The 11,316-nt window shown below is 43.3% G+C and carries 12 protein-coding genes; 9 read left to right on the top strand and 3 right to left on the bottom strand.

The window, feature by feature from the left end; translation table 11 throughout:
• Positions 1 to 137: 137 nt before the first annotated feature.
• Positions 138 to 557, bottom strand: a complete 420-nt coding sequence (locus tag AC04NP_RS27190) for a helix-turn-helix domain-containing protein (protein WP_482863231.1) — start codon at positions 555 to 557, stop codon at positions 138 to 140.
• A 343-nt stretch (positions 558 to 900) separates the two neighbouring features.
• On the opposite strand from AC04NP_RS27190, the gene AC04NP_RS27185 reads away from it, so the two are divergent.
• The 9 genes from AC04NP_RS27185 to AC04NP_RS27145 all read left to right on the top strand — a co-directional run bounded on the left by AC04NP_RS27185 (position 901) and on the right by AC04NP_RS27145 (position 7,316).
• Positions 901 to 1,155: a hypothetical protein gene (locus AC04NP_RS27185; RefSeq protein ID WP_482863230.1), complete on the top strand. Its 255-nt coding sequence runs from the start codon at positions 901 to 903 to the stop codon at positions 1,153 to 1,155.
• Between the two features lie 701 nt (positions 1,156 to 1,856).
• Positions 1,857 to 2,597 carry a hypothetical protein gene (locus tag AC04NP_RS27180; RefSeq protein WP_482863229.1) on the top strand — a complete coding sequence of 247 codons (741 nt, stop codon included), beginning with the start codon at positions 1,857 to 1,859 and terminating at the stop codon, positions 2,595 to 2,597.
• A gap of 78 nt (positions 2,598 to 2,675) precedes the next feature.
• Positions 2,676 to 3,701 carry a S1C family serine protease gene (locus AC04NP_RS27175; protein ID WP_482863228.1) on the top strand — a complete coding sequence of 342 codons (1,026 nt, stop codon included), beginning with the start codon at positions 2,676 to 2,678 and terminating at the stop codon, positions 3,699 to 3,701.
• Between the two features lie 139 nt (positions 3,702 to 3,840).
• A complete protein-coding gene (locus tag AC04NP_RS27170; protein ID WP_482863227.1) occupies positions 3,841 to 4,227 on the top strand; it encodes a hypothetical protein in 387 nt (128 codons plus the stop codon).
• Between the two features lie 71 nt (positions 4,228 to 4,298).
• Positions 4,299 to 5,051 (top strand): sterol desaturase family protein, encoded by a 753-nt coding sequence (locus AC04NP_RS27165; protein ID WP_482863226.1) that lies wholly within the window; start codon positions 4,299 to 4,301, stop codon positions 5,049 to 5,051.
• Positions 5,038 to 5,280 carry a T9SS type A sorting domain-containing protein gene (locus AC04NP_RS27160; RefSeq protein ID WP_482863225.1) on the top strand — a complete coding sequence of 81 codons (243 nt, stop codon included), beginning with the start codon at positions 5,038 to 5,040 and terminating at the stop codon, positions 5,278 to 5,280. Before AC04NP_RS27165 ends, AC04NP_RS27160 begins: the two co-directional genes overlap by 14 nt.
• 3 nt (positions 5,281 to 5,283) lie before the next feature.
• On the top strand, positions 5,284 to 6,309 hold the full coding sequence (locus AC04NP_RS27155; RefSeq protein ID WP_482863224.1) for a sensor histidine kinase: 1,026 nt from the start codon (positions 5,284 to 5,286) through the stop codon (positions 6,307 to 6,309).
• Positions 6,306 to 7,064, top strand: coding sequence for a LytR/AlgR family response regulator transcription factor (locus tag AC04NP_RS27150; protein ID WP_482863223.1), 759 nt, complete (start codon positions 6,306 to 6,308; stop codon positions 7,062 to 7,064). Before AC04NP_RS27155 ends, AC04NP_RS27150 begins: the two co-directional genes overlap by 4 nt.
• Positions 7,065 to 7,088: 24 nt before the next feature.
• Positions 7,089 to 7,316, top strand: coding sequence for a hypothetical protein (locus AC04NP_RS27145; RefSeq protein WP_482863222.1), 228 nt, complete (start codon positions 7,089 to 7,091; stop codon positions 7,314 to 7,316).
• Between the two features lie 128 nt (positions 7,317 to 7,444).
• On the opposite strand, the gene AC04NP_RS27140 is transcribed toward AC04NP_RS27145, so the two are convergent.
• Positions 7,445 to 10,687 (bottom strand): UvrD-helicase domain-containing protein, encoded by a 3,243-nt coding sequence (locus tag AC04NP_RS27140; protein ID WP_482863221.1) that lies wholly within the window; start codon positions 10,685 to 10,687, stop codon positions 7,445 to 7,447.
• A gap of 299 nt (positions 10,688 to 10,986) precedes the next feature.
• Entirely contained in the window at positions 10,987 to 11,121 is a 135-nt protein-coding gene (locus AC04NP_RS27135; protein WP_482863264.1) for a hypothetical protein, read from the bottom strand.
• Positions 11,122 to 11,316 lie beyond the last annotated feature (195 nt).

Genomic DNA, 11,316 nt, shown 5'->3' with positions numbered 1-11,316 from the left:
GGGGAGTTCAAATTTTATTCCTAAAATAATTGGACATAACTGTGAAGAAGAATCATTGTAATTCAATCAATGGATGATTTGCTTGGCGGAATTTTACAGTCTCACATTTAATTTGCCTCACTTTTAAAGTTTAAAAGTTACTTCTTCTCCTCCAAAAGTTTTTCTAATAAAGCTATTCTCTTCCGCTCGCTTTCCAGGAGTGCCTCATACAATTTTTTGTTTTCTTCTATGGCCTCCGCCCACTTATCAAATGGATTAAAATTACAGTTATAGTTCTGCCCGCTTACAGACCCACTGATTGAACTGTTATGAACAATATTATAAACGGTTGCTTTCTCATTTAAATCTTTAATCGCTTCAGCACTAACTCCCATTGCTTTAGCCACCCTTTCCAGCATAGCATCGTCCACATTTTCGTTCTGCTCGATTTTAGACACTGCCTGCTGGCTTACACCTAACTTTTCGGCCTCTGCTTCCTGCCGGATACCCAGTAGTTCACGCATTTGCATAATCTTTCTTCCCAGGTGTTTCGATGGGGTTTTGGTTCTATGTTCCATAAGCCAAATATATTAATTTCCAGGGTTGTTCCAAAGTGCTTTTTGGGGTTGTAAGATTACAAATTAGTAGGTTGTAAAATTACAACTCGATGTCGTTGAATACAACTGACTTTCTGCTCTCCTTAGGTTATTGATTTGGATTTGCTGGCATTATTGAAATGCTGGTAATCTCCATTTACTTGTTTACTGAGCAGTTTACGATCAACGGACCCGGTAAACAGGAAAACGGGTCTTTAAGCGCCAGGAATGTGGAATAGGATTTAATTCAGTGAAGGGTTTAAATGGGCATATAGTTGCTCATCGCGAGAAACATGCTATTAACTAATTAAGATCTACTGCTGTGATGCAAAAGTTAAAATATGATGATCAATTTAAGGGGCCACATAAAATGAGAGCATACGATTTTCTGAATATCCCTGATCGTTATGTAGAAGGTATCATAGTTGGGACTGATACCTACCGCAACGCCATGTTTTATGTTATCCATTGTGAAAAAGATACACTTCCTAATTTTCAAAGGCTTGGAGGCAAGGTTTACGTTCCGATAGAAGTAATATTCGAAAGCGAATGGGAATTTGACCGGATCAAAAGAGTTTGAACAGCAAAAAAGGCACGAAAAAGTCGAAAAAAATGATCGATTCGCTATTATTACGAAATTAGCCAACACCACCCATGAAAAAAGGTAAAAGTTTCGAAAAAACAATAAGGCTAATTCAGGAAACTCTTAAAGATTCACCCAAAACCAAAATCTATCAAAATTTTAAAATCAAAAATGCCGTGGGTCGCCCACGAGAAATTGATAGATCGATTGTGCAAAATTTATGAGATGAATTGCCAAAGCAAGGTTTTTTTAGGTTCGAGCATTGAGGATGAAAAAGAACAGGTAATCCTTAAAATATGTGAAAAGAATAAATTGGAATTACTAAAAGACAGGCCGTCCTTTAGTAAGTATAAATTAGCGTTCGACCCCATTTATAAACCATAGCAGTGGTATAGTTAACGGATTACTATCTGACCGTTGATACGAAATCAGTATCGTACTAAGCAAACCGGGCTCCAATTAAGTAGATTGTTTGGGATAGGTAGTTACCAATCCGGAAATACCCAAACTTGGGTATTTTCAAGCTAGCAAAATTTTCGGATTTTGCCATTTCAAGGTTCTGACAATTAATTTCAACCCCTTCTATGGGAACTTCACCCTTCGATTCTTCAGCTTCACAAGATTATTCAAAAAGGTCACCTTAAACGCCACGTAATTTTGGATAAAAGTTTTGAAAGATGAAAAAAATAACAACAAACATGAAGTTGAAATTTAAGCTAATGCTCTTGGCACTAACCTTGAGTGCCGTTCTGTTCTCCTCCTGCAGCGATGATGACGACGAACCGGTAGTATTTGTGGTCAACGAGGAAGATGCTGCAGAATTTGTCGCAGTGATATTATCAGTAAACACTTATGGGTTTTCATCCAATGCGATCCGGTTTAGTGAAGAAGTGGCCGATAACTTGTTGTGTGGGAGTCAAACCCAGGATTCGGGTATCATCAATGAAACTTCTTCTGATGGGACTATTTCATATAGCTACGATTTTACTGAGACGTACTCCTATATCTGTGATAGTGAAGGTGGTTCTGTGAGTTATTCATTCATAGCGGAACAGCAGCTCACCACGTTGCGGTCTGATATTGATTCTAACATTTCCGGTATCTGGACCGTAACAGATATTGATAATTCCGAACCCTCTTACAATCTAAGCGGCGTGTATGAGAGGAGTTCCGACTGGGATTCCAAGACCGACGAATTACCTTCGGCATTCATTACCGTCGACCTGAGCTTTACCGACCTGAAGGTTGATAAATCATCAGGCGATTTGGTGGGAGGCACGTCGCAATTTGAATTATCAGGAAGCCAGATCGATACTGATGGTCAGACGTTTCAAGGCACCATTAATTTCAGCGATCCGGAAGCCACCGAGGTAGCATTCACCAATGGGGGAACTTACACGCTCAATATGAAAACCGGAGAAATTAACAAAACATCTTGATTCTTAGAACAGCCATCATGAAGACCAGGGGCATTACCGGTCGTCTGGTCTTTTCATTTTAAAAAATATTCGGACACTATGAAGCATTTGATCATTATAGTAGCCATATCAGCGCCAGATTTCCTATTCGGTCAATCATTAAGCGAGCTCTACCAAAAAGTGAGTCCCAGCGTAGTAGTGATAGAAACAGATGAAAAGGTAGAAGACAGTGACGGTCACGTCAGTTACCTGGGCTCCCAGGGATCCGGGGTACTAATTTCGGAGCAGGGAGATATCCTTACCGCCGCTCATGTAGTAACCAACGCCGAAAATATCCGGGTAACATTTCATGATGGCGAGACGTTTCCCGCCAAGATTTCACGTCTTGCCACGGTAGCTGATGTGGCCCTTATTAAATTGGTTTATTACCGCGGGACCTATCCGGTGGCCAAACTCGGAGATTCGGATTTGGTTGATGTAGGGCATGATATTTTTGTGATAGGAGCGCCGTATGGACTGGAATTTTCTCTTTCCAAAGGGATCATCAGCGGGATCAGTTTGGAACAATCACGGATGGCCGGATTTACATTTGCCGAGTTTTTCCAAACCGACGCTGCTATCAATCAGGGCAACTCCGGCGGTCCAATGTTTAATATGGACGGAGAAGTCATTGGCTTGGTGAGTCACATCTTGACGGAGTCAGGTGGTTTCGATGGAATCGGATTTGCCGCCACCAGCAATATTACCCGTCAACTGGTGATAGATAGTGATCGCAGATGGACCGGTATTAATGGTGTTCTGGTAGATGAAGAACTGGCCCGATTACTCAATGTCCCTCAGCCTGGTGGTATTTTAATCCAAAGCGTGGTAGCATTATCTCCGGCTTTTATGGCGGATCTCAAAGGAGGTAATGTGCCATTAAATCTTAAAGGGCAAACCATAACTATCGGTGGTGATATCATTCTGGAGGTAAACAACATATCGATTATTTCGGAAGATAGCATCATCGAGCTGATCAGATCGATCTTCTTCATGAAGGATAATGAAAGGAAGGTCTTCCATCTTAAAATTCTGAGGGCCGGCAAGATCTCTGAGGTTGTCCTACGATTTCCCGATGACGGGTAACGAATACGCTCAGAAATTCACATCCTGAAATGTCAGCATGAATGGTCGAAGTTTCAGCTTCACCATGATTTCAGGGAAGAACAGGAATAAGCAACGTTAAATTTACAAAACATAGAAAATCACTTTAAATCGAAAAGAAATGAAAAATACATTAAAGATTTTATTGCTACTCGCAGTAATAGTAATGACAAGTACCGTCAAGGCACAAACGGGATCGAGATTGACCGAAGAAGAGAAAGCCGAAGCCAGGGCGAGATATGAGACTTATCAGGAGCGATTGAACCTTACCGAAAAGCAATCCGAAAAAGTGGAGGAAATCAACATGATTTATTTCGAGGGATTGAGTGAATTAAGGAAGTCAAATAAAACCCGTCTCGTCAAGTACAGGGAATGGAAAAACCTGAGTAAAACCAGGGACAAGGAAATGAAAACGGTATTGGACGATCAACAATATGAGGCCTATAAGGAATTCCAGGCCGAGATGAAAGAAGATTTTAAGGAAAAGCGAAAAAATGGAAACGGGTAAAAGATCGCACCGAATAATTACATGGTTTTTCGGCCAATAGATGGTGAACATTAAAAAACAAAAGGAAAAAAATGGAAACTTTAGGAATTTTTTTGGGCATATATGTTGCTGCCATGGTCATCGAGATTCTGTGGTCAATATATAAAAAGAAGGACATTTATAATTGGAAAGACTCACTGGCCAATTTTACTATCATTTTCGGAGGAAGACTGATTAAACCTCTCTCGTTGGCTTGGGGAGCCTGGCTTTTTGGTTTGGTGGAGCCCATCAGGCTGTTTGAAATACCGATCAATGTATTTACGGTAATCGTGACTTTTCTATTATCGGAACTGGTTTACTATTGGTATCATCGTTTGAGCCACGAGATTTCATTTCTCTGGGCCTTGCATCACACACACCATTCAAGTCCCTGGCTGAATATATCGACAGCCGGAAGACTGCATTGGCTGGGTAAATTTACCAGTATTGTATTCTATGTTCCGCTGGTGTTCATTGGGTTTCCCTCGACAGTGGTGATTGGGTCATTAGCTTTCAGCTTGTTTTACCAAATATTTCTCCACACCCAAATTGTAGGAAAGCTGCCCTTTTTAGAGGGATGGTTCTTTAATACACCATCGGCACACCGGGTACATCACGCCTCTAATGAGCGATACATCGACAAGAATTACGGAGGTACACTTATCCTCTTTGACAGAATATTCGGGACTTATGTGCCAGAGCAGGAAAAAGTTGAGTACGGTGTCACTACTGGTTTTGTAGGTCACAATCCTCTCAAGGTATTGATAACACCTATAGTAAGGCTTTTCAAAGGTGAAAAGATATGAGGCTCCTAATCCTTCCAGCGCCGGCAGGGTAACGGCGACTATGCCCGCTGATACAGGAAATCCGGAAGTATTTGATATGTACGGAAAAAGAATTTATCTTAAAGGGAAGGCTTTCAACGAAGCCTGTTTAAAAATCGATCTTAAACAAACAGGAGAAGTGCCCGGTAAGCACATCGTAAAGTTCACCGGAGGTGAAAAAAGCTTTACTGATCGGGTTATTATAGAGTAAATAGTGAGTACCAAAACCAAAATATCGATAAGTGTTTCCTTATTAATCACATTGTTTTTTGTGTTGCCCTGGATATCACTCTTCCAGGAAGTACAATTTAGCCTTGAAAAATTTGTGCCTGATGGCATGGCCCATACCCGCTTGCGATATATGGCCATCTCTATCTTTCTGGTTTCATTGTTGCTCTTTCAATACAATTTTCACTGGAAGGACAAGCTTTTCAGGATTAAGAAAAATTGGCTTAAGGTTAGCCTGGATTTCGTCAGCAACATTTTGCTGGTCTTAATTTTAACCGTATTACTCTTCGGAATATCCTCAAGGCTCTTCGAAGTGGAACACAGAAGAGTGTACCTCACTATCTACTTTTTCAGGCATTTGGGGACAGACTTTGTGGTGATGATCGTGGTTTATGTCTACAACCTCGTGATTAAATCGAGATCTGACAAAATCCGCATCCTCACCCTTAATAAAGAAAAAGTGGAAACGGAGTTGGCGATGTTAAAATCACAAATCGACCCCCATTTTCTGTTTAATGCACTCAACTCATTAACCGGCCTGATCCGGACCAATTCCCGCGAGGCCATTAAATTCGTTAACAGTCTTTCGGAAACCTTCCGATATACAGTTGACAATCAAAAGCAAAAAGCAGTAACACTGAGAGAGGAGCTTCGCTTTTTGGATTCGTACCTGTTTATGATGAAGGCCCGGTTTGGTGATGCCCTGAAGGTTAAAACGGAGGTGAAAGATATTCACCTGGACAAAAGATTGCCCCAATTTGCCCTGCAATTGTTAGTAGAAAATGCCGTTAAGCATAACCTGATCAGTCAGTCCAAACCCCTTCATGTAAGTATAGTTTCCAATGATCAAAAGCTCATAGTTCAGAATGATCTCCAATTAAAGACCCAAGTCACCGTACGGTACGGAATCGGATTAGCCAACCTGTCGAAAAGATATGATCTCATGGCGGGGAGCACTATTGAAATTGAAAGAAATGAGCATTATTTCCGAGTTAAACTTCCTTTATTATGAAGCTGAACCTGATCATCGTTGAGGACGAGTTAACGGCGGCGGAAAACCTCCGGCTCATGTTAAAGGAGATAGATACTGACATTAACGTCATGGCCATCTTACCTGGTATTAAGAAGAGCCTGGAGTGGCTTTCCTCCAATAAACATCCTGATCTTGCCTTCTTTGACATTCAATTGGAAGACGGGTTGTCCTTTGAGATCTTCAAAGAAGCGGAAGTTGATTTTCCCGTCATTTTTACCACCGCTTTTGATGAGTATGCTATTGAAGCATTCAAGGTGAATAGTATTGATTACATACTTAAGCCTATCAAAGAAGATGACCTTATTTTCAGCCTGGAAAAATATGAAAAGCTGAATAAAAGAAACGTGGAGCTTGAGGTAGTGGATAAGATCCTCGGTAGTATCCGGTCAGAGCAAAAAGCCACCACTTTCCTGGTTCATTTGAGGGATAAATTAATTCCGGTTTCTGCCAAAGACATGGCCTATTTCTATATTCGGGAGGGGCTGGTTCGCGGTTGTAGTCATCAGAATCAATTATATCCTATCGATCATACACTGGATGAACTGGAAGAGTCATTGGAAACTAACCAATTTTTCAGGGCCAACCGCCAATACATAGTAAATCGTAAAGCCATCCTGGAAATGGAGTTTTTCTTTAATGGACGGCTGTCTCTGAAGATCGCTCCACCTACCCCGGAAACCGTTCTTATCAGTAAAGCCAGGGTGCCGGTTTTTAAATCCTGGATGAGGGGTTGACTCATCACCACTCAAAATAGGTAGTTGACATTCGGATATGGCAACAGTACAGATCATCCTACAACAGGGGGAATACTTAGCGTAAACCGGGATGGTACGTTTGATCAAGACTTTTTTGTTGATATTAAGGAGGTTTTGAATGCACGATCTGTGCGAGGCGTGTCTTATATATTCGATAACTATATATTAACCATCAACGGCTCTACGGATTTCAATGTAATTGCTGACCAGGGTTTTGGTAATTGGAAATGATGTAAAGCCGGGAAGGCCCGAATGCGATGTTTGTGCTATTTGGATGATAGTCATAGTATGGCTTGGAGCCATGCTAGGACGGCCAGGCCCAATCCATGACAGGCTTACACAGGATATTATCTATTCGTTTAATACAAAAGCCGGAGCTGGGTTTCTTTGGGTACCTTTTTTTCATCGGCGTGGATTTTTTCAATGAGCTGCCGGGGAAGTTCGCTTATAAATCCGGAAGGCTCCATGGATTTGGTCTGGCCATATTGGCTGCGGTTGGCCACATGGCAGATCTGCAATTCTTCTTTGGCCCGGGTAAGTGCAACGTAAAACAGCCGCCGTTCCTCTTCAACATCCACACCTTCCCGTTGTAACGGTGTGATGCTCTCTTCAGCGCCGATAAGAAACACCACCGGAAACTCAAGCCCCTTGGCGGCATGAAAGGTCAGCAGGTGCACACCTTCTGTGCGGAGACGGCCTACATCGGTATATGGGTTCAGAATCATCTTCTCCAAAAAATCCTGAACATCAGCCTGACACTCCCTGCCCAAATCTAAAATAGCCTCTTGCTTGAGTTTTTCAGCATCATTTAATTTGTTTTCCGGAAGGTATGCTTCAAAAATAAGTTTTAAGGCACCTTCGACACCTTTATTTTGAAAAGCCTTGGGAAGTGAATGGAAAAATTCCAGCCATCGTACCCAGCCCTGTTGCAGGTTTGTTTTAAGGACCGAAGATGATCGCTCCATCCAATCTTCCGCTACATGATGCAGTGTGCCTAAAAATGTTCTGATCTCCTTCTTAGGCCATGCCAGACCATTGGTCAGGATCCCATTCAGCGCCATTAGATCATGGTGGTTGATGTAAAGTCTGAGTATATCAGCTACGATCGTAAAAGGTGGATCGGACAGGAAGGAAGTATTATCGCCAAAATGAGCAGGAATACCGGCTTTGCGGAGTTGCTTCAGAATTTCATCGCCCACCTTTCTGGTTCTGAAAAGTACGGCTATATCGGAAAAAGCATAGTCACTGTGCTCCAAAGGGGTTCCGATGGTCAGGTTTTCTGTACCGCCGACATAACTTTCAATTTGCTTTATCAGGTATTTGGCTTCTTTGATGGTATCGGAAGCATGGTGGATTTTGATCTTCTTACTTCCGGGTCGATGGGGTATCAGTTTTAAACCGCTGTTCAGGCTGTTATTTTCAATAAGACTTGCCGCAGCCTGCACGATGGTTGCCGTAGAGCGGTAATTGTGCACAAGTTTGATTTCCTGTACCTTGAATGCTTCCTTAAACCTGAAAAAAAGCTTTACATCAGAACCTCTGAAACCGTAAATAGCCTGATCCGGGTCACCTATAGCCAGCAGGTTTTTTCCCTGTCCTAATTGTTGAATCAGTTTGTATTGAACAGCATTGATGTCCTGAAACTCATCGATAGCGATAGCCTTGTAAAGACCGTGGACATGGTGCAGCCATTGTGGCTCATTTTGCCATAGCTGTAACAGGCGGGAGATAATATCGGAGAGGTCGACAGCACCCCGTTCATGGATAAAATTACGGTATTTTAAAGCCTGTTCCTGTATGTGTTGCTCCTCCTCACTTTCACCCAGTTCAAAATATCCGGCCAATGCTTTACCTAGCTTTATCAAAGCAGCTTCCTTCAACTCTGGAAACAGAATGCTCAAAGCCAGTTGTCTGCTTTCCTGATCATACACTGTATTTAAATCAGGGTATCTCTCCTGCAAAAACCGGTAGCCAACTGCATGAAAAGTGCCCACAGTGATCCCTCTTGCCTGATCTCCTACAAGCGTGGCCAGACGTTCCTTCATTTCATCGGCGGCTTTGTTGGTGAATGTCAGCGCGATTATTTCGGAAGGTTTAACCCCAGCCCCGTTAATCTGATTGGCTATCCAGTGAATTAATGTGCTGGTTTTTCCGGTTCCCGGACCTGCTTTCACCAAAACCGCCCCGGAAGTATGGTGCTTTGCCGATAATTGTTCGTCATTAAGCAATTGGGGAGCGGGGGGTTCATCGGCTTTTTTCTCTTTGCGACCGACCAAAGTTGTGGCTTTTGTTTGTCGCTGCTTCACAGGTTCTGTCGCAGCGGCGCCGAAAAAATTAAGCTGCCCCTGCAGCTTTTCGATTTCCCCTTCATTAAAAATCCGGATGACCCCGTAAACACCATCGTAGCCCGAAACCGGTCTGATCTGCTGTTCACGCATCCTGCGGACAGCCTCAGCGATCACTGCCCCTCCATATCGTTCTATATCTTCCACAGGCACTTGGTTTAGCAGGGTAAACTCATTTCCAAAAGCAGATATGGTCTTGTGAAAGGCTTTTAATACTTTCTTACTACCCGGACCTGCGTGCTCTATCTCGCTCAGCATTTCCGGTAAGGGGATGATATAATGAAAGTCCGCCGCGCCCTGAGGTTTTTGGGGTAAAGCACGGTCGGCCAGTTTTTCGACCCGGTGCAATACGCCAACGGTCAGTGGCCTGTTGCATTTGGGACAAAGGCCTTTATACTGCTCGGTGGCTTCAGGTTCGAGTACAATTCCACAGTTACGGTGGCCGTCTAAATGGTATTTGCCTTCCTCGGGGAAGAACTCATAGGTTCCAACAAAACCCTGCCGGGTTCTTATGGCGTCAAACATCGCCTGGTAGCTGAGTTCGGTATCGAATAAATTAGCCTCCCTGCCCAGCTTTTGAGGAGAGTGGGCATCGGAATTGGAAACAAGCGTGTAACGGTCCAGATCACTCCACTTCCAGTTCATAGCCGGATCTGAGGAAAGGCCTGTTTCCAGGGCGAAAATATATGCTGTCAAGTCCCTGAAGCATTCACCGACACTGTCATAACCACCCCTGGAACCCAGGGTAGAAAACCAGGGCGTCCAGACATGGGCTGGAATCAGGTGCATTTGTTCGGAGGTTTCCAGGGCAATGTTTAATAAATCCCGCGAAGGAAGTCCTAAAATCGGGCGTCCGTCAGCCTCCAGGTTACCTATAGCTGACAGCTTTGCGTTCAGTCGTGCCACAGTATCGAGGTCCGGGGCATATAGTAAGTTATGGTTTTTACGGACTTTATCGCCATGTTTATAGATAGAACTGATTTCGGTAGTCAGACAAAAACGCACGTCTATATCCTTTACTTTTATCCCCGGTATGGCCGGCTCCCGGGGTGGATTTTTGAGCTTAAAAAAGCCATTTCCGTCCGGAACAAGCTTTTCCTTTAGCTCCCTGAACCACTGAGGATGTGTAAAATCACCGGTTCCTACCACATTAATTCCTTTAATACGCGCCCATTGGTAAAGGGACTCTAAGTTAAGATCTTTGCTGGTAGCTCTGGAAAAGTGAGAGTGTACATGGAGGTCGGCAATGTAAAACATGGAGGCAGTTCGTTGAATGTTGTAATTTTTTTCCCTGCCGGCAATATAATTAATATGTGCTAAAACATCTACCTGAAAGTGTCAATTCCGGCAACAATTTATTTGACAATGCCGGCCACATGTATCATTTACCGTTGCCTTTGATTAACAGTGCGGCAAAAACCAAAATAATTGGCGGTTGCCTTGCGGACTGGGTTTAAAACTGCCTCCTGCTAAAAATATCCTCCCCTGTCCGCAATCCCGCGCACGGATTTGCCTTGCCCGACCCATCCGAAAATCTTCCGCTCATTGGCTTTGATTTATTCGGCACGCAACAAAACCCGACAGGCAATATCCCTCGGTACGCCTAAAACGCCATCAACATCACCAAGTACCACATCGCCGGGTTTAATAAACACCTGATCAATCTGCAGCGGGATCTGATAATGTGTGATCAGGCATCGCCCCAGGCTATCATTGGAGGACCGGTATTTGTAGAATACGGGAAAATCTGCTGCGTATCACGGATGCGACCATCTATGCAGGCCGCCTTTATACCTTTTTATCTTATAAGCGAAAAAACGGATGGCGCAAGCGTCTCGTGGTTGTTGCGAAACGTTTTCGACAAAATGCTTTGTGTCTCTTTGTGC

This window comes from Agaribacillus sp. DX54 (genome assembly GCF_056858335.1).
The sequence above is the reverse complement of the archived record's forward strand: the minus strand, read 5'-3'. Positions and strand labels throughout refer to the sequence as shown.

Coding starts and splice junctions, on each gene's coding strand:
- AC04NP_RS27190 (WP_482863231.1), bottom strand. CDS start 557: ATGGAACATAGAACCAAAACCCCATCGAAACACCTGGGAAGAAAGATT.
- AC04NP_RS27185 (WP_482863230.1), top strand. CDS start 901: ATGCAAAAGTTAAAATATGATGATCAATTTAAGGGGCCACATAAAATG.
- AC04NP_RS27180 (WP_482863229.1), top strand. CDS start 1,857: ATGAAGTTGAAATTTAAGCTAATGCTCTTGGCACTAACCTTGAGTGCC.
- AC04NP_RS27175 (WP_482863228.1), top strand. CDS start 2,676: ATGAAGCATTTGATCATTATAGTAGCCATATCAGCGCCAGATTTCCTA.
- AC04NP_RS27170 (WP_482863227.1), top strand. CDS start 3,841: ATGAAAAATACATTAAAGATTTTATTGCTACTCGCAGTAATAGTAATG.
- AC04NP_RS27165 (WP_482863226.1), top strand. CDS start 4,299: ATGGAAACTTTAGGAATTTTTTTGGGCATATATGTTGCTGCCATGGTC.
- AC04NP_RS27150 (WP_482863223.1), top strand. CDS start 6,306: ATGAAGCTGAACCTGATCATCGTTGAGGACGAGTTAACGGCGGCGGAA.
- AC04NP_RS27140 (WP_482863221.1), bottom strand. CDS start 10,687: ATGTTTTACATTGCCGACCTCCATGTACACTCTCACTTTTCCAGAGCT.